17 protein-coding genes are annotated in these 16,835 nt (G+C 71.7%); 14 read left to right on the top strand and 3 right to left on the bottom strand.

The features are described 5' to 3' along the window. Positions 1-11: 11 nt before the first annotated feature. The 9 genes from QC180_RS29055 to QC180_RS29015 all read left to right on the top strand — a co-directional run bounded on the left by QC180_RS29055 (position 12) and on the right by QC180_RS29015 (position 9,986). Entirely contained in the window at positions 12-1,505 is a 1,494-nt protein-coding gene (locus tag QC180_RS29055) for a long-chain-fatty-acid--CoA ligase (protein ID WP_278266050.1), read from the top strand. Then, the gene (locus tag QC180_RS29050) at positions 1,502-1,957 is read left to right on the top strand and encodes a MaoC family dehydratase (protein ID WP_278266049.1); all 456 of its coding nucleotides are present in this window, start codon (positions 1,502-1,504) and stop codon (positions 1,955-1,957) included. The genes QC180_RS29055 and QC180_RS29050 overlap by 4 nt, the downstream gene beginning before the upstream one ends. Positions 1,958-2,030: 73 nt before the next feature. Beyond that, entirely contained in the window at positions 2,031-3,026 is a 996-nt protein-coding gene (locus QC180_RS29045; protein WP_278266048.1) for a helix-turn-helix transcriptional regulator, read from the top strand. Next, the gene (locus QC180_RS29040; protein WP_278266047.1) at positions 3,023-4,006 is read left to right on the top strand and encodes a helix-turn-helix transcriptional regulator; all 984 of its coding nucleotides are present in this window, start codon (positions 3,023-3,025) and stop codon (positions 4,004-4,006) included. The genes QC180_RS29045 and QC180_RS29040 overlap by 4 nt, the downstream gene beginning before the upstream one ends. Further along, positions 4,003-5,085 carry a 2-dehydropantoate 2-reductase gene (locus QC180_RS29035; protein ID WP_278266046.1) on the top strand — a complete coding sequence of 361 codons (1,083 nt, stop codon included), beginning with the start codon at positions 4,003-4,005 and terminating at the stop codon, positions 5,083-5,085. Before QC180_RS29040 ends, QC180_RS29035 begins: the two co-directional genes overlap by 4 nt. A gap of 37 nt (positions 5,086-5,122) precedes the next feature. Continuing rightward, positions 5,123-5,386, top strand: coding sequence for a Sec-independent protein translocase subunit TatA (tatA, locus tag QC180_RS29030; protein WP_278266045.1), 264 nt, complete (start codon positions 5,123-5,125; stop codon positions 5,384-5,386). 98 nt (positions 5,387-5,484) lie between these two features. Continuing rightward, on the top strand, positions 5,485-6,438 hold the full coding sequence (gene tatC, locus QC180_RS29025; protein ID WP_278266044.1) for a twin-arginine translocase subunit TatC: 954 nt from the start codon (positions 5,485-5,487) through the stop codon (positions 6,436-6,438). A gap of 3 nt (positions 6,439-6,441) precedes the next feature. After that, positions 6,442-9,138, top strand: coding sequence for a DEAD/DEAH box helicase (locus QC180_RS29020; RefSeq protein WP_278266043.1), 2,697 nt, complete (start codon positions 6,442-6,444; stop codon positions 9,136-9,138). Between the two features lie 119 nt (positions 9,139-9,257). Further along, on the top strand, positions 9,258-9,986 hold the full coding sequence (locus tag QC180_RS29015; RefSeq protein WP_278266042.1) for a DUF4333 domain-containing protein: 729 nt from the start codon (positions 9,258-9,260) through the stop codon (positions 9,984-9,986). A gap of 56 nt (positions 9,987-10,042) precedes the next feature. On the opposite strand, the gene QC180_RS29010 is transcribed toward QC180_RS29015, so the two are convergent. Beyond that, positions 10,043-11,005 carry a 5'-3' exonuclease gene (locus QC180_RS29010; protein ID WP_278266041.1) on the bottom strand — a complete coding sequence of 321 codons (963 nt, stop codon included), beginning with the start codon at positions 11,003-11,005 and terminating at the stop codon, positions 10,043-10,045. Positions 11,006-11,124: 119 nt separating this feature from the next. On the opposite strand from QC180_RS29010, the gene QC180_RS29005 reads away from it, so the two are divergent. After that, the gene (locus tag QC180_RS29005) at positions 11,125-12,252 is read left to right on the top strand and encodes a M24 family metallopeptidase (protein WP_278266040.1); all 1,128 of its coding nucleotides are present in this window, start codon (positions 11,125-11,127) and stop codon (positions 12,250-12,252) included. A 16-nt stretch (positions 12,253-12,268) separates the two neighbouring features. Here the strand turns inward: QC180_RS29005 and QC180_RS29000 are convergent, their stop codons facing one another. Further along, complete coding sequence (locus tag QC180_RS29000; protein ID WP_278266039.1) at positions 12,269-12,667, bottom strand: TIGR03618 family F420-dependent PPOX class oxidoreductase; 399 nt, start codon at positions 12,665-12,667, stop codon at positions 12,269-12,271. 114 nt (positions 12,668-12,781) lie between these two features. Between QC180_RS29000 and QC180_RS28995 the strand changes: the two genes are divergently transcribed. The 4 genes from QC180_RS28995 to QC180_RS28980 all read left to right on the top strand — a co-directional run bounded on the left by QC180_RS28995 (position 12,782) and on the right by QC180_RS28980 (position 16,276). Continuing rightward, the gene (locus QC180_RS28995; RefSeq protein WP_278266038.1) at positions 12,782-13,531 is read left to right on the top strand and encodes a decaprenylphospho-beta-D-erythro-pentofuranosid-2-ulose 2-reductase; all 750 of its coding nucleotides are present in this window, start codon (positions 12,782-12,784) and stop codon (positions 13,529-13,531) included. Continuing rightward, positions 13,510-14,805: a precorrin-6y C5,15-methyltransferase (decarboxylating) subunit CbiE gene (gene cbiE, locus QC180_RS28990; protein ID WP_278266079.1), complete on the top strand. Its 1,296-nt coding sequence runs from the start codon at positions 13,510-13,512 to the stop codon at positions 14,803-14,805. Before QC180_RS28995 ends, cbiE begins: the two co-directional genes overlap by 22 nt. Positions 14,806-14,933: 128 nt before the next feature. Next, positions 14,934-15,527 carry a DUF8020 domain-containing protein gene (locus tag QC180_RS28985; RefSeq protein WP_278266037.1) on the top strand — a complete coding sequence of 198 codons (594 nt, stop codon included), beginning with the start codon at positions 14,934-14,936 and terminating at the stop codon, positions 15,525-15,527. Further along, on the top strand, positions 15,524-16,276 hold the full coding sequence (locus tag QC180_RS28980; RefSeq protein ID WP_278266078.1) for a cobalt-precorrin-6A reductase: 753 nt from the start codon (positions 15,524-15,526) through the stop codon (positions 16,274-16,276). The genes QC180_RS28985 and QC180_RS28980 overlap by 4 nt, the downstream gene beginning before the upstream one ends. Before the next feature lie 2 nt (positions 16,277-16,278). On the opposite strand, the gene QC180_RS28975 is transcribed toward QC180_RS28980, so the two are convergent. Then, positions 16,279-16,821 carry a PadR family transcriptional regulator gene (locus QC180_RS28975; protein WP_278266036.1) on the bottom strand — a complete coding sequence of 181 codons (543 nt, stop codon included), beginning with the start codon at positions 16,819-16,821 and terminating at the stop codon, positions 16,279-16,281. Positions 16,822-16,835: the final 14 nt, after the last annotated feature.

The raw sequence follows: 16,835 nt of genomic DNA, 5'->3' as shown, positions 1-16,835 counted from the left end.
TTAGGAACCCCGTGAACGCCACTCTCTCCCTGGCGAGCATCCTCGCCGAACCGGCCCGGCGCCGACCCGACCACCTGGCGCTGATCGAAGGCGATACGCGCGTCACCTTCGCCGACCTCTGGCGGCAGGCCCGCGCGCAGGCCGGGGCGCTCGTCGCGCGCGGGGTCCGCCCCGGCGACCGGGTCGCCCTGCTGTGCCCCAACACCGCCGACTTCCCGCGCGCGTACTTCGCCATCCTGGCGGCGGGCGCGACGGTCGTGCCGGTGCACCTGCTGCTCACCGCTCCCGAAATGGCGTATGTGTTGCGCGACAGCGGCGCCACCCTGCTCCTCTGTCATCCCGTCGCGGCCGAGAACGGCGGCGCGGCCGCCCGCGAGGTGGGCATCGACGCCGTGGCGCCCGACGAGCTCGTCGGCGACCCGATCGAATCGTTCGTCTCGCGGAGTCCCCTCGACACCGCGGTGGTGTTCTACACCAGCGGCACCACCGGAACCCCCAAGGGCGCCGAGCTCAGCCATCTCAACATGGTCCTGTGCGCGACGGTGAACACCTTCGACGCCAACGAGATCCACCGCGACGACATCGCCCTCGGCGCGCTGCCGCTGTTCCACGTCTTCGGGCAGACGGTGTCGATGAACTCGCACTGGCGCGTCGGCGGCACCCTGGTCCTGTTGCCCCGCTTCGACGCGGAGCGGGCGCTCGCGCTGATGGCCGCCGAAGGGGTGAACCTCTTCCACGGAGTACCGACGATGTACCGCGCGCTGATCGAGGCCGCCGCGCACGCGCCCGCGCTGCCCGCGCTGAAACTGTGCGTCAGCGGCGGCGCCGCCCTGCCGCCCTCGGTGCTCGAGGAATTCGAGCAGCTCTACGGCGCACCGGTGCTCGAGGGGTACGGCCTGTCGGAGACCTCGCCGACGGCGGCGGTCAACCAGCCGATCTACGGTGCCGAGGCGGGCAGCGTCGGGCATCCGGTGTGGGGTGTCGACGTGGAGATCGCCGATCCGGCCGTCACCGACCGGATCGTGCTGCTGCCGGTGGGCGAGACCGGCGAGGTGGTGGTGCGCGGGCACAACGTGTTCAACGGCTACACCGGCAGGCCGGAGGCGACCGCGGCCGCCGTCGTCGACGGCTGGTTCCGCACCGGAGACCTGGGCACCCGCGACGCCACCGGCCGCATCCGGATCGTGGACCGCATCAAGGAGATGATCCTGCGCGGCGGCTTCAACGTCTATCCCACCGAGGTGGAGGCCGCGCTGCTGCGGCATCCACGGATCGCGCAGGTCGCGGTGATCGGGGTGCCCGACGCGCACTACGGTGAGGAGATCGTGGCCGTGGTGGTGGCCGACGGCACGCTGACCGAGCACGAGGTGATCGAGTTCGGCAGGCAGCAGGTCGCCCGGTACAAGTACCCGCGCCGCGTCGAGTTCGTCACCGAGCTCCCGCTCGGACCCACCCACAAGGTGCTCAAGCGCGAACTGCGCCGACGTTTCGGAGGACAGGAATGACCACGGATTTCGCCGATTTCGACGCCCTGCGCGCGGCCGCGGGGACCGAGCTCGGGCCCTCGGAGTGGATCACGATCGACCAGGAGCGCATCGACCGGTTCGCCGAGGCCACCGGTGACCACCAGTGGATCCACATCGACGCCGAGCGCGCCGCGGCGGGCCCCTACGGCACCACCATCGCGCACGGCTTCCTCACGCTGTCGCTGATCGTGCCGATCACCCAGCAGATCATGACCGTCAGCGCGGCGAGCGCGGCGATCAACTACGGCCTGGACCGGGTGCGGTTCCTCACCCCGGTGCCGGTGGGCTCGCGGATCCGGGGACGGCTGACGCTGACCGAGGTCACCGACGTGCCCGGCGGCGTACAGGCGCATCGGCGGGTCACCGTCGAACTCGAGGGTGCCGAGCGGCCCGCCTGCGTGGCCGACGCCATCGCCCGCTTTCTGCGCTGACCCGGCGGCGGCGTCGGTGCACAACTGTGCGCCGACGCGCCGCCACCCGGGCACGACCATTACCCTCTATCGCGTGGCGATATCCAAGGTCGAGCGGCTGATGAATCTGGTCATCGCGCTGCTGTCGACCCGGCAGTTCCTCAGCGCGGAGCGTATTCGCGCCAGCGTGGCCGGTTACGAGGACTCCGCGACCGACGAGGCGTTCAGCCGGATGTTCGAGCGCGACAAGAACGAACTGCGCGACCTGGGCATTCCGCTCGAAGTCGGCCCGGTCGGGCGGTTCTCGACGCTCGAGGGGTACCGGATCAACCGGGACGCCTACGAGCTGCCCGACATCGACCTGTCCAGCGAGGAAGCCGCTGCCGTCGCGGTCGCCGTGCAGATGTGGGCCTCACCCGAGCTCGCGGGCGCGGCCGAGGGCGCGCTGCTCAAGCTGCGCGCGGCCGGTGTCACCGTGGAGACCGACAATGTCGGCGTCTCGGTGCCCGCCGTGCCCGCGCGCACCCGGGGCTCCGAGCCGGTGCTGCGGGCGCTGCTCGCCGCGATCGACGCCGGGCGGGCCGTGCGCTTCGGCCATCACAGCGCCATCACCGATCCGTTCGTCACCCGCGATGTCGAGCCGTGGGGCGTGGTGACCCGGCACGGGCGCTGGTATCTGGTCGGCCACGACCGCGAACGCGACGCGGTGCGCACCTTCCGGCTCTCGCGCATCGGCGGCGAGGTGACGCCCTACGGTCCGGACAATGTGGTGCGCAAGCCCGAGCACACCGATCTGCGCGCGATCGTCGACCGGGTCACCGGGGACGCGCCCGTCACCGGCACGGCGACGGTGTGGGTCGCCAAGGGGCGCGGCCGGGAACTGCGCCGCATCGGCACCGAACGCGAGTCCCGCGATCTGGGTGGCCGCTCCGGCACGGTGGTCGAGGTCCCGGTGCGCTCCCGCGACTGGGTGGCCCGGCTGATCACCGGCCTGGGCCCCGATGTTCTGGTCCTGGAACCACCGGAACTGCGCGCCGACGTGATGGACCGGCTACGGTCGGTACTCGACCACACGGAGGTGACGTCGTGAGTTCGCGCCTGTCCCTACGCCTTTCACGCCTGCTGAACATGGTGCCGTACCTGCTCGCGCACCCGGGCATCAGCGCGGCCGAGGCGGCCGCCGAACTCGGCGTGACCACCAAACAGCTGATGAGCGACCTCAACCAGCTGTGGATGTGCGGGCTGCCCGGCTACGGTCCCGGCGACCTGATCGACCTGTCGTTCTCCGAGGAGAGCATCGAGGTCACCTTCTCCGCGGGCATCGAACGCCCGCTGCGGCTCACCTCCACCGAGGCCACCGCGCTGCTGGTGGCGCTGCGCTCGATCGTGGAGATGCCCGGCATGGTCGACCCGACCGCCGCGCACGCCGCCATCGCCAAGATCGAATCGGCCATCGCCAGCGGCGACGCCGCGGTGGCGGGCAAACCGGCCGCCGCCCCGATCGAGGAGCCCGTCGTGGCGACCGTCCGGGCGGCACTGGCCGACGCGCACGCGCTGCGGCTGGTCTACTACTCGGCCAGCCGCGACGAGGTCTCCGAGCGCATCGTCGACCCGATCCGGGTGGTGCTCGTCGACAACAACAGCTACCTGCAGGCCTGGTGTCGTCAGGCCGAGGGCGTGCGGCTGTTCCGCTTCGACCGTATCGAGGACGCCACCGAACTCGACGAACCCGCCCGTCCGCCCAGCCACGCCGCCGCCGACGCGGCCGCCCTGGACCTGTTCCAGGACGACCCCGACGTGCCGCTGGCCCGCCTGCGCATCCGCGCCGACTACGCCTGGGTGCTCGACCAGTACCCGATGCACCGCATCGAGTCGCGTCCCGACGGCAGCATCGAGGCGGGCATGCGCTTCGCCTCGCCCGACTGGATGGCGCGATTACTCCTGGGCTTCGGGACCGGGGTGCGGGTGCTCGGTCCCCCGGAGCTGGTCGCGGCGGTGCGCGACCGCGCCGACGCGGCCTTGGCCGCCTACGCGGCCGCGGGCTTGTCCGGGGAGAACGAACCGGCGTGAACCAGCGTGTACTCGTCCTCGGCGCGGGCAGCGTCGGGGTCTACCTCGGCGGTCATCTGGCCGCCGCGGGCATGGAAGTGATCTTCGTCGGCCGTCAGCGGGTGCTCGACGACATCGCCGAGCACGGGCTGCGCCTGACCGACCTCGACGGCGGCGAGACCGAGGTCGCCCCGGACCGCTTCGGGCTGGCCCTGGCCCCCGACGAACCGGAGAAGGCCGACCTGGTGCTGGTCACCGTGAAATCGGCCGCCACCGCGGCGGCGGTGCGCTCGGTCGCCGGGCGGCTGCGTCCCGGTACGCCGGTGGTGAGCCTGCAGAACGGCATCGGCAACGACACCCTCATCCGCGAGATCCTGCCCACCAGCCTGGTGATGGCGGGCATGGTCATGTTCAATGTCGTCCACCGCGGCCAGGGTCGGTTCCATCGGGCCAGCGACGGCATCGTGGCCATCCAGGACGACCCGGTGGTCGACCGGTTCGCCGACCAGTTCCGTGCCGCGGGCGTGCCGCTACGCCGCTACCGCGACCTGCGCCCGGTGCAGTGGGCCAAGCTGCTGCTCAATCTCAACAACCCGATCAACGCGCTGTCGGGCAAGCCGTTGCGCGAGGAACTGAGCGAGCGCGACTACCGGCGCTGCCTCGCGCTGGCCCAGTCCGAAGCGCTCGCGGTGATGAACACTGCGCGAATTCGGCCCGCCCGGCTGACCCCCGTGCCGCCCGAACTGATGGTGCGGCTGCTGCGGGTGCCCGACCCGATCTTCCGCCGGGTCTTCGGTCGGGTGCTGGCCATCGACCCGCTCGCGCGCTCGTCGATGGCCGACGATCTCGCCCTGGGCAGGCGCACCGAAATCGCGTGGTTGTGCGGGGAAATCGTGCGGCTCGGCGAGATGGTCGGCAGGCCGACCCCGGTCAACCGGCGGCTCGTCGAACTGATCCGGGTGGCCGAATCCGGTGACCCCGGCCGCTTCGGTGGCAGCCGTCTGCTGGCCGAGCTGACCACGGCCGTCGCACCGCTCGCGGTTGAACGCGTGGCGAACACCGCTGCGGCCACGCGTCCGCGCCGGTGGCGATCCGGGTAGCATCGGTACTCACCACAGTCTTTGGAGGTAACTGATAATGGGCACGTTCAGCTGGACGCACCTGCTGATCATCGCGTTGCTGTTCGTCCTGCTCTTCGGCGCGAAGCGGCTTCCGGACGCGGCGCGTGGACTCGGCCGCTCGCTGCGCATCTTCAAGAGCGAGGTCGGGCAGATGCAGTCGGAGTCGACCACCCCGGCGCCGCAGGCCGCCACCCCGGCCGCGCCGCAGCAGCTGCCCGCGTCCGCACCGCAGGCGCAGGCACCGATCGCCGACCAGCAGCAGAGCCACAAGACGCTCTGACCTCGGCGTTCTCCCCGGGGTGGCCACCGACCGCTCCGGGGTCGAGTGCTGTTTCGCGAGCATCCGCCGACGTCGAGGGTTAGAGGCCACCACCCACCATGCGCATTCCGTTCGATCCCCGGCGCAGCAAGCGCAGGACGAATCCCGACGGCACCATGTCGTTGGTCGAGCACCTGCAGGAATTGCGCACCCGGCTGTTGCTGGCCCTGGCCGCCATCGCGGTCACCACCCTCATCGGCTTCTTCTGGTACGCGCACTCCTTCCTCGGTATCGAGAGCCTGGGCGAGATCCTGCGCGGCCCCTACTGCGCGCTGCCGGAATCGGCCCGCGCGAGCCTGAGCCCCGACGGCGCCTGCCGCCTGCTGGCCACCGCGCCGTTCGAACAGTTCATGCTGCGCTTGAAGGTCGGTTTCACCGCCGGTGTGGTGCTGGCGGCGCCGTTCTGGCTGTATCAGCTGTGGGCGTTCATCACCCCGGGCCTGTACGCCAAGGAGCGCCGGTACGCGGTGGGCTTCGTGGTGTCGGGCACGGTGTTGTTCGCGGCGGGCGCGGTGCTGGCCTACCTGGTGGTCTCGCACGCGTTGGCGTTCCTGCTCACCATCGGTGACAACGTCCAGATCACCGCGCTCAGCGGTAGCGAGTACTTCGGGCTGATCATCCAGCTGCTGATCATCTTCGGCGTGAGCTTCGAGACACCGCTGGTGATCATCGGGCTCAACCTCGTCGGTGTGCTGCCCTACACCAAGCTCAAGGCGTGGCGGCGCGGCATCATCTTCGGCCTGTTCGTCTTCGCGGCCATCGTCACCCCGCAGGACCCGTTCTCGATGCTGGCGCTGGCCGTCGCGCTGACGGTCCTGTTCGAGTTCGCGGTGCAGTTCGCCCGGATCAACGACGCCCGCCGGGCTCGCCGCGCGGGCAGCGAGGAGTGGGGCACCCTCTCCGACGAGGAAGCCTCCCCGCTGGGCACCCCCGACCCGGTGGCGCCCGCCCAGTCGGTGGACGACCCGACGAAAACCCCGCGCCCGGTGTCGGACTACTCCGATACGCTCTGACGGGTGACCGATTCTCCCGCGCGGGCCAACGAGTTGGCGCAGTTCGCCAGCGAAATCTCCTTCGAACTGGACCCGTTCCAGCGGACCGCGTGCGCGGCGCTGGAAGACGGGCACAGTGTGCTCGTCTGCGCCCCGACCGGTGCGGGCAAGACCATCGTCGGTGAGTTCGCGGTGCACATGGCGCTGGCCACCGGCGGCAAATGCTTCTACACCACGCCCATCAAGGCCCTGTCGAACCAGAAGTTCGCCGACCTGACCGCCCGGCACGGCCGCGACAGTGTCGGCCTGCTCACCGGCGACCAGTCGATCAACCCCGACGCCCCCGTGGTCGTGATGACCACCGAGGTGCTGCGCAACATGCTCTACGCGTCCTCGGACTCGCTGCACGGCCTGTCCTATGTGGTGATGGACGAGGTGCACTACCTGGCCGACCGGTTCCGCGGCGCGGTGTGGGAGGAAGTGATCCTGCACCTGCCCCCGGACGTGCGGCTGGTGAGCCTGTCGGCGACGGTGTCCAACGCCGAGGAGTTCGGCGCCTGGATGGAGACCGTGCGCGGTGACACCGCCGTGGTGGTCGACGAGACCAGGCCGGTGCCGCTGTGGCAGCACGTCATGGTCGGGCGCCGGATGTTCGACCTGTTCGACACCAAGTCCAGCGACCAGAAGGTGCTCGTCGACGAGGACCTCGTGCGGTTCATCCGCCAGCGCGAGGCCGCCGACCGGATGCAGGGCTACGGTGGCCCGCGCGGTCGCGGCGGCCGGGGCAATTTCCGGCCGCTGCCGCGCCCGGAGGTGCTGGCCCGGCTCGACGAGGAAGGGCTGCTGCCCGCCATCACCTTCATCTTCAGCCGCGCGGGCTGCGACGGCGCGCTGGCCCAGTGCCTGCGCGCGCGCCTGGATCTGAGCAGGCCCGGTGACGCCGAGCGGGTCGACGAGATCATCGAGAAGCACACTGGCGACCTGCCCAAGGGCGACCTCGAGGTGCTCGGCTACTGGGAGTGGCGCGAGGCGCTGCACCGCGGCCTGGCCGCCCACCACGCCGGGATGCTGCCCGCCTTCCGGCACACCGTCGAGGAACTGTTCGTCCAGGGCCTGGTGCGCGCGGTCTTCGCCACCGAGACTCTGGCGCTGGGCATCAACATGCCCGCGCGCACCGTCGTGCTCGAGCGGCTGGTCAAGTTCAACGGTGAGTCGCACGCCGAACTCACCCCGGGCGAGTACACCCAGCTCACCGGCCGCGCGGGGCGGCGCGGCATCGACGTCGAGGGCCACGCGGTGGTGCTGTGGCAGCCCGAGGTCGACACCAGCGCCGTCGCCGGTCTGGCCTCCACCCGCACCTACCCGCTGCGCAGTTCCTTCCGGCCCGGCTACAACATGTCGATCAACCTGATCGACCGGATGGGCGCCCAGGAGGCCCGCGCCCTGCTGGAGCGGTCCTTCGCCCAGTTCCAGGCCGACCGTTCCGTCGTCGGGCTGGTCCGTGGCATCGAGCGCAACCAGGGCGCGATGCGCAAGCTGGAGAGCCAGCTCGGCGGCGTCGACGGCGGGTTCATGGAGTACCTGTCGCTGCGCGAGCGCATCAAGCAGCGGGAACGCGAGATCCAGCAGCAGGGTCGAGCCGATCGGCGCGGCGCCGCGGTCAAGGCGCTCATCGAGCTGCGCCGCGGTGACGTGGTGGCCATCCCGTCGGGTAAGCGGGCCGGGCTGGCGGTGATCCTGGAACCGGATCAGACCCCCGGCGACCCGCGTCCGCTGGTGCTCACCGAGGACCACTGGGCCGGTCGGGTCTCGGCCGCCGACTTCCCCGTCCCGGCCGAGGCGCTCGGGCACATGCGTCTGCCGCGCCGGGTCGACCACCGCACCGCGCGCATCCGCCGCGATCTGGCCTCGGCGCTGCGTGGTACCGGCATCTCCGCGCCGGGCAGGCGCAGGCGCAACGACCACACCCGCGGCGGCGAGGACCGCGAGCTGTCGACGCTGCGGCGCAGTCTGCGCTCGCATCCCGCGCACAGCAGGCCCGACCGCGAGCAGCTCAGCCGGATCGGGGAGCGCTACAGCAGGCTGGCCAGGGAGACCGAGACGATGCGCCAGAAGGTTGCCGCGACGACGAATTCGCTCGCGCGCACCTTCGACCGGATCGTCGGGCTGCTCGAGGAGCGCGGTTTCGTCGCGCACGGCGAGGTCACCACCGAGGGCAGGCGCCTGGCGCGGATCTACGCCGAGAGCGATCTCGTGGTCGCCGAGAGCCTGCGCCAGGGGCTGTGGCGTGGGCTCGGTCCGGCCGAACTGGCGGCGGTGGTGTCGGCGCTGGTCTACGAGTCCCGTTCGGAGAACGGCTACCTGACCGCCGCCGGTCCCACCGAGCCGATCCGGCGCGCGGTCGGTGCCACCATCGCGGTGTGGACGCAGCTGCGTTCCGACGAGGCCAGGCACAAGCTGCCGCCGACCCGCGAGCCCGATCTGGGCTTCGTGACCGGGGTCTACAAGTGGGCGCGCGGGGACGCATTGGCCGAGGCGTTGCTGGCCAGCGGCGACCAGGGCAATCCGCTCTCGGCGGGCGATTTCGTGCGCTGGTGCAGGCAGGTGATCGACCTGCTCGACCAGATCCACAACACCGCCGACGACCCGGAGATCGCGGCCACCGCGGCCAAGGCCGTGCGCGCGGTCCGGCGGGGTGTCGTCGCGGTGGACGCCGCGTGATCCGGGCGGCTGTGATTTGATTTCCTGGCGTACCGACCGTGATGGCGGAGTCGTGCGAATGCGGCTGGCCTGGCGCGGGGGGCTACCGTATGTACAACGATGCGAGTGGAGGCGAGTGGATGAGCGGCCCGTACGGACCGAACGGCCCAGGGGAGGGAAGCAACGATCCCACCCAGCACTGGGGGGGTCAGCAGGGGGCCGGTGGCGCCGGTCCCACGCAGCACTGGGGTGGTGCGGCCCAGCCGCCGCAGCAGGCGCAGCCCACCCAGCACTGGGGTGACCCGAACGCACAGCAGCCCCAGCAGCAGTGGGGTCAGCCGCAGCAGCCCGCGCCGCAGCAGCAGTGGGGACAGCCGCAGCAACCGCAGCAGCCGACCGGCCCGCAGCAGCAGTGGGGGCAGACCCAGCCGCCGCCGCAGGACTGGAACTCCCAGGCCGCCAACGCCCAGCAGCAGTGGGGGCAGCAGCCCCAACAGCAGTGGGGTCAGCAGGGCGCGCCGCAGCAGCAGTGGGGCCAGCAGCCGCCGCCGTCCGGTGGCAAGAGCAAGGGCCTGCTGATCGGGCTGATCGTGGCCGGTGTGCTCGTGGTCGCCGCCGTGATCGGGCTGCTGCTGGTGCTGCTGTCCTCCGACGAGCTCGACAACGCGGCCGTGCAGGACGGTGTCGCGCGCGTGCTCAAGGATTCCTACGGCATCGCCGACGTCTCCGATGTGTCGTGCCCGTCGGGTCAGGCCGTCGAGGTCGACGCGACCTTCACCTGCGACCTGAAGGTCAGCGGTGAGGCCAAGCAGGTCACCGTGAAGATCACCAAGGACGACGGTACCTACGAGGTCGGCCGCCCGAACTAGGCTGTCGCACCGCGCTTTCCGGGCCGCCCACGTACGCGTGGGCGGCCCGGTCGCGTTCAGAGCTCGAGCGCGGTGATCAACCGGGCGACCGGGCTCTCGGCGTTGTAGGCGCTGCCCAGCGCCAGCAATGCCGCGCGGTCGGCGGGTCCGGTGGGCAGGGTGTCCGGGCGCGAGAGGATCACCTCGGCGTCGCGCACCACCCGTACCACCGGCGCGGCGACCTCCAGATAGTCCTGGGCGGCGACGAGTTTCGCGCGCACGCCCTTTGCCAGGTCGGAGGCGGGATCGTCGACGGCGGCCAGTAGGGCGTCGAGCGAACCGAAACGGGAGATCAGCTGCGCGGCGGACTTGTCGCCGATGCCGCTCACGCCGGGCAGACCGTCGGAGGCGTCGCCGCGCAGGGTGGCCATGTCGGCGTAGGCCGGGCCCGCGTTCTGTTCCGGCACACCGTACTTCGCCGACACCTCCGCCGGGCCGAACAGTTCGGCCTTGGCCAGGCCGCGGCCCGCGTAGAGCACCCGCACCGGCGGGGTCGGCTCGTCGCGCACCAGCTGGAGCAGGTCGCGGTCGCCGCTGACGACGATCACCGGATCGGTGCGCTCGCGGCTGGCCAGGGTGCCCAGCACGTCGTCGGCCTCCAGACCCTCGGCGCCGCCGGTCGCGATCCCGGCGGCCGCGAGCACCTCCAGGATCATCTCGACCTGCGGGGTCAGAGTGTCGGGCACCTCCTCGGCGCCCGGCGCCGCGTCCCCGCTGGTGTCGAGGCGGTGCGCCTTGTACGAAGGCACCAGCGCCACCCGGAACGGCGGCCGCCAGTCCAGATCCAGCCCGACCACCAGCCTGCTCGGCCGGTGCTTGGTGATCAGCGAGGCGACCATGTCGGTGAAGCCGCGCAGCGCGTTCACCGAGCGGCCGTCGGCGGCGCGCAGCTTGTCGGGGATCGCGTAGTAGGCGCGGAACCAGAGGCTGGCGCCGTCGAGGATCAGCAGGGGGCCGGGGGAGGTCTGGTCAACGGTCACACCGGTGATTGTGCCCCGTGGCCGGGCGCCGGTGCGGGCGCGACCCGGACCCGACCGCGTGGCACGATCCGGTCACCGATTCTGCGAGCGGCGCCCTCGCGCGGGTAACGTCGCCTGCTATGAGCGCGCACACGGAGGCAAGGTTCGCGGCGGAGGTCTACGCCAGGCGGCTGGAACAGGCGGTCGAGTCGATGCGCGCGGCGCATCTGGACGCCCTGCTCATCACGCCGGGCCCCGACCTGCAGTATCTGATCGGTTCCCGGGCCCAGTCCTTCGAACGGCTCACCTGTCTGGTGATCACCTCCGACGGCGCCACCCCCTCGGTGGTCATCCCGAAGCTCGAACTGGCCTCGCTCGAGGGTTCCGCGGCCGGGGAACTGGGGCTGCGGGTGCTGGACTGGGTCGACGGCGTCGATCCGTATCAGCTGGTCCACTCGACGCTGCACGCCGGATCGCGCATCGCCGTGGCCGATGCCATGCCCGCGCTGCACCTGATTCCCCTGGCCGAGTCCACCACCGGCCTGCCCGCCTCGGCCACCCCGGTGCTGCGCCGGTCGCGGATGATCAAGGACGAGGCCGAGATCGAGGCGCTGCGCCGGGCGGGCGCGGCCATCGACCGGGTGCACGCGCGGATGGGCGAATTCCTGCGTCCCGGCCGCACCGAGGCCGAGGTCGCCGCCGACATCACCGCCGCCATCGTCGAGGAGGGTCACACCGAGGCCGCCTTCGTCATCGTGGGCAGCGGCCCGCACGGCGCCGACCCGCACCACGAGGTGTCCGACCGCACGATCGAGTCCGGCGATGTGGTCGTCATCGATATCGGTGGGCCGGTCGAGCCCGGCTACTACTCGGATTCGACCCGCACCTACGTACTGGGCACCCCGAGCAAGCAGGTCGCCGACCAGGTGGCCCTGCTCGAGCAGGCGCAGGCGGCCGCCGTGGCCGCGGTCCGGCCGGGGGTGACCGCCGAATCCATCGACGCCGCCGCCAGGACCGTGCTCGCCGAAGCGGGCCTCGGTGACGCCTTCGTACACCGCACCGGCCACGGCATCGGCCTGTCGGTGCACGAGGAGCCCTACATCGTGGCGGGCAACGACCTGGTGCTCGAACCGGGCATGGCCTTCAGCATCGAGCCCGGCATCTACTTCCGGGGCCGCTGGGGCGCGCGCATCGAGGACATCGTGGTCGTCACCGAGGACGGGGTGGAGTCGATGAACCAGCGTCCGCACGGCCTCACCACGCTGTGACCCCTTCCGCGACGGCCTATTTCAGCGTGCTCGACGAGAGCACCCGGCGCACCTGGATCGCGACGACCACGCGCGTCGGGTTCTCCCTGGGCACCCGGTAGCGGGCGGTGTAGCGGCGCACGGCCTCGGCCACGTCCGCCGAGGCGTCCAGCACCGTCGCGGGCCCTTCGAGGGTGAGCCACCGCGGGCCCTCGACCTGGCTGACCGCCGCGTACCCGCCGCGCGCCGCGTTGCGCGCCTTCACCGAGGCGCCGTCGGTGATCACCCGCGCGATCCCGCTGTCGGGGTCCCAGGTGAAGCCCACCGCGACGACGTGCGGGGTGCCGTCGGCGCGCAGGGTCGTCAGGGTGGCCAGGTGGCGTTCGGTGACGAAGTCGAGGGCGGCGGGGGAGAGCTGGGCGGTGGTCGTCGGCATGGGACGACGGTAGCCCCGGCGGGCAGCGCGGCGCCGCGCGGGAGCGGGCAACGAGCGCAGTCCGAAGTGTGGCAGCGCGTCGGCGGCCGATGCTCGGGGTGACAGACTGGGCGCATGGGAAAGCAGATGGACGGTCCGGTCCTGGTTCTGGGCGGGCGCAGTGAGATCGGCCTGGAGATCGCGCGCAGGCTCGCGCCCGGTCGCGTGGTGATCCTCGCGGCGCGGCGCGCCGAGGCGCTGACCGAGGAGACCGAGCAGGTGCGCGCCGCCGGGGCGAGCGCGGTGCACACGGTCGAATTCGACGCCGACGACACCGCCGCCCACGCCCCGCTGCTGGAGAAGATCGCCGCCGAACACGGCGGGATCGGCACCGCGGTGCTGGCCTTCGGCGTGCTGGGCGATCAGGCCCGCGCCGAACAGGACCCGGCGCACGCGGTCGCGGTGGTGCACACCGACTATGTCGCCCAGGTCAGCGTGCTCACCACCCTCGCCACCCTCCTGCGGGCCCAGGGCAGCGGGCAGATCGTGGTGTTCGGCTCCATCGCCGGGGTGCGGGTGCGCCGGGCGAACTATGTCTACGGATCGGCCAAGGCGGGCCTGGACGGCTTCGCCAGCGGCCTCGGTGACGCCCTGCACGGCACCGGTGTCCAGCTGCTGCTCGCGCGGCCCGGCTTCGTGATCGGCCGGATGACCACCGGCATGGACCCCGCCCCGATGCCGAGCACCCCCGGCCAGGTCGCCGACGCGGTGGTCCGTGCCCTGGGCAAGGGCGCGACGCGGGTCGCGATTCCCGGCCGTCTGGCCCTCGTGTTCTTCGTGATCAAGCTGGTACCACAGTCCATCTGGCGCCGGATGCCACGGTGACCGAACCCTGGACCGGTCACCCCATCGTGGTGACCGGGATCGGCGCGGACGGCTGGTCCGGTCTGGGCGAAGCGGCCAAGGCGGCGATCACCGGCTGCGAGGTCGTGTTCGGCTCACCGCGTCAACTGGCCTTGCTCCCGGCGGGCCCGGCCGAACGGGTCCCGTGGCCCACCCCGCTGCTACCCGCGCTCGCCGAACTCTTCGCCCGGCACGACGGCCGCCGTCTCGGCGTGCTCGCCAGCGGCGATCCCATGTTCTACGGCATCGGTGTGACCCTGGCCCGCCGCTTCGGCGCGCACGCGCTCCGGGTCTTCCCGCAACCCTCCTCGGCCTCCCTGGCCTGCGCGCGACTCGGCTGGCCGCTGGCCGAGACACCCGTCGTGAGCGTGGTCGCCCGGCCATTGCCCACGGTCCTGCCCGCACTGGCCGACGGTGGTCGCGTGCTGGTGCTCAGCGAGGACGCCGACACCCCCGCCCACCTCGCGCGGCTGCTGCGCGACAACGGATTCGGCGCCTCGACCCTGACCGTGCTCGACCAACTCGGCGGCCCGGCCGAGGCCGTCCGCACCGGCACCGCCGCCACCTGGGCGCATCCGCCCGGCGACCCCCTCAATCTCGTCGCGATCGACGCCGTCCTCGATCCGGGCCACCGCCGCGACACGCGCCTGCCCGGCCTGGCCGACACCGCCTACACCGGCGACGGTCAACTAACGAAAGCCGAGGTCCGCGCCCTGACCGTCACCGCCCTGGCGCCCGCGCCGGGCGAACTGCTCTGGGATGTCGGCGGCGGTTCCGGCAGCATCGCCATCGAATGGTGCCGGACGAATCCACGGTGCCGGGCGGTCACCTTCGAACAACTGCCCGCGCGCCGCGAACAGATCACGCGCAACGCGCACGCGCTCGGTGTGCCGGGAATCACGGTGCGCGGCGAGGTGCGCGCGGAGTTGACCGAGACCGACTTTCCCGCGCCGGACGCGATCTTTCTCGGCGGCGGACTCACCCAGGACGGCCTGTTCGAGCGGTGCTGGCAACGCCTGCGACCTGGGGGAAGGCTGGTCGCCAACGCGGTCACGGCGGAATCGGAAGCGCTGCTGCTGGACTGGGCCGCCACCCACGGCGGCGCGCTGCGCAAATTCCAGGTCTACCGTGCTGAACCGCTCGGCGGGTTCACCGCCTGGCGACCGCACCTGCCGGTGGCCCAGTGGATTGTCACAAAAACCGCTGGTCGACCCCCTTTCGACGATCACGGGCAGATCACACGCAGATCACGGTGACCGCGTTCGCGCAGGGTCTCGCGGCCGTGAAAGTTACGAACCGAAGGTGTGAGTTGCGTGCCTCGGGGGTAGGGTCGGGGCCGTTCCGGGGAAATCCTCCCGGTTCGATTTCCGTGATGGGGAGAGACATGAAGTATTCGAAGCTCGCCGCCCCCGCGCTGCTGGCCGTCGCGGCGACCGGCATCGCCGCCGCCCCCGTGGCCGCCGAACCCGCCGCTGCGGCCCCCGCCGTGCAGGAGCAGGCCGCGCCCGCCGTGCGGGGCACCGACCGTGGCATCGACTATCGCGCCGAGATCGTCGACGCGGGCGCCTCGGTCGTGACCACCGTCACCGGTGGCGCCTTCGCGCTGGCCGCCGACGCCGCCTCGGTCACGCTGACCAACGCCGCGGGCGAGGTCGTCGCGACCGTGCCGCTGTCGGGCACCGTCGAGGGCGCCGCCACCGAGATCGCCGCCACCGTCGACGCCGAGGGTACCCGCCTGACACTGACCCCGAAGACGGTCGCCGCCAAGGACATCGGCTCGCAGCAGTGGTTCATGGCCGAGCTGCAGCGCGCCTCCACCGGCGCCCTGGTCGGCGCGATCATCGGCGCGCTGCTGGGCGCGATCGGCATCGTCACCATCATCCCGGGCGCCATCATCGGCGGCGTGATCGGCCTGCTCGTGGCCGGTGGACCCTCGCTGATCGACGCGGGCTCGGCCTACTTCGGCGGGCAGCCCTGAGGGTCCTGATCCTCGGCGGCACGGGCGAAGCCCGGGAGCTGGCCCGGATCGCGTCCGGCGAACAGGGACTCGACATCGTGTCCTCCCTCGCCGGGCGGGTCGCCAATCCGCGGTTGCCCGTCGGTCCGGTACGTGTGGGTGGGTTCGGTGGTGTCGAGGGCCTCCGAACCTGGCTGCGCGAGAACGCGATCGATGCCGTCGTGGACGCGACCCATCCCTTCGCCGCCCGGGTGAGCGCGCACGCGGCCACCGCCGCGCGCGATCTCGGCATTCCCGCGCTGCACCTGCGGCGCCCGGAATGGGCCCGGCGGCCCGGCGATCTGTGGACCCGGGTGCCCGATCTCGCGGCGGCGGCCGCTGTGCTCACCGCCTACGACGAGAACGTGCTGCTGACCATCGGCCGCCAGGGCGTCGGCGCGTTCGCCGCGTGCGCCGGGCACCGGTTCGTCATCCGCTCCATCGACGCGCCCGAGGCACCGCTGCCCGCGCGCTACGAACTGCTGCTGGCGCGGGGACCGTTCACCTTCGACGAGGAACTGGTGCTGATGTCGCGCCACCGCATCGACGTGCTGGTCACCAAGAACAGCGGTGGCGAGCAGACCGAGGCGAAGATCGCCGCTGCCCGCACCGCCGGGCTGCCGGTGATCATGATCGACCGGCCCGCCCTGCCCGCCGGAGCGATCGCGGTGGACGAGGTCGCCGGGGCGGTCGACTGGCTGCGGGCCACCGCCGCGCACGCGGTGTCGTAGCGTCAGCGCGGGTGGGTTCCGGCGAAGATCGTCGGCAGCCGGTCGAACCACTCCAGGACCGCGCGCTCGTAGGCGATACCGAACTCGAGCGTGGCGCGCTGATTCGGGGCCAGACCGGTGGGGTCCTCGTCGAGGTAGCGGTCGAGGCGATCCTGGTGGATGTTCTTGTTGGCGGCGATGATCCGATCGCGGTGCACCGGGTCGAGGTGCTCGCCGAAGGACAGCGTGAGCAGCAGCGGCACCCGGATGGTCTCGGCGCCGGGGTCGCGCGCGATCCATTCGGCGAACGCCTCGCGACCGTCCTCGGTGATCCGATACGGGGTGCGTTCGCGGGCGCCGCGTTCCCCCTTGGTCACCAGGCCCGCGGTGTCCATGCTGGACAGCTCGCGATACACCTGGCTCTGGGTGATGGTCCAGAAGTCGCCGATGCGTTGCTGGGCCTGGGTCGCCAGGTCCCAGCCCGACATCGGGCCCTCGTGCAGAAACCCGAGTAGCGAGGCCGCGGTGGAGTTCAGCGGGCGGCGTCGAGTCGCGGTGCCGGTCAACGGTCGTCTCCCTT

The sequence above is a fragment of the Nocardia anocheti genome (assembly GCF_029675105.1).
Lineage (GTDB): Bacteria > Actinomycetota > Actinomycetes > Mycobacteriales > Mycobacteriaceae > Nocardia.
The sequence above is the reverse complement of the archived record's forward strand: the minus strand, read 5'-3'. Positions and strand labels throughout refer to the sequence as shown.

Coding starts and splice junctions, on each gene's coding strand:
- tatA (WP_278266045.1), top strand. CDS start 5,123: ATGGGCACGTTCAGCTGGACGCACCTGCTGATCATCGCGTTGCTGTTC.
- QC180_RS29015 (WP_278266042.1), top strand. CDS start 9,258: ATGAGCGGCCCGTACGGACCGAACGGCCCAGGGGAGGGAAGCAACGAT.
- QC180_RS29005 (WP_278266040.1), top strand. CDS start 11,125: ATGAGCGCGCACACGGAGGCAAGGTTCGCGGCGGAGGTCTACGCCAGG.
- QC180_RS29050 (WP_278266049.1), top strand. CDS start 1,502: ATGACCACGGATTTCGCCGATTTCGACGCCCTGCGCGCGGCCGCGGGG.
- tatC (WP_278266044.1), top strand. CDS start 5,485: ATGCGCATTCCGTTCGATCCCCGGCGCAGCAAGCGCAGGACGAATCCC.
- QC180_RS28995 (WP_278266038.1), top strand. CDS start 12,782: ATGGGAAAGCAGATGGACGGTCCGGTCCTGGTTCTGGGCGGGCGCAGT.
- QC180_RS28985 (WP_278266037.1), top strand. CDS start 14,934: ATGAAGTATTCGAAGCTCGCCGCCCCCGCGCTGCTGGCCGTCGCGGCG.
- QC180_RS29000 (WP_278266039.1), bottom strand. CDS start 12,667: ATGCCGACGACCACCGCCCAGCTCTCCCCCGCCGCCCTCGACTTCGTC.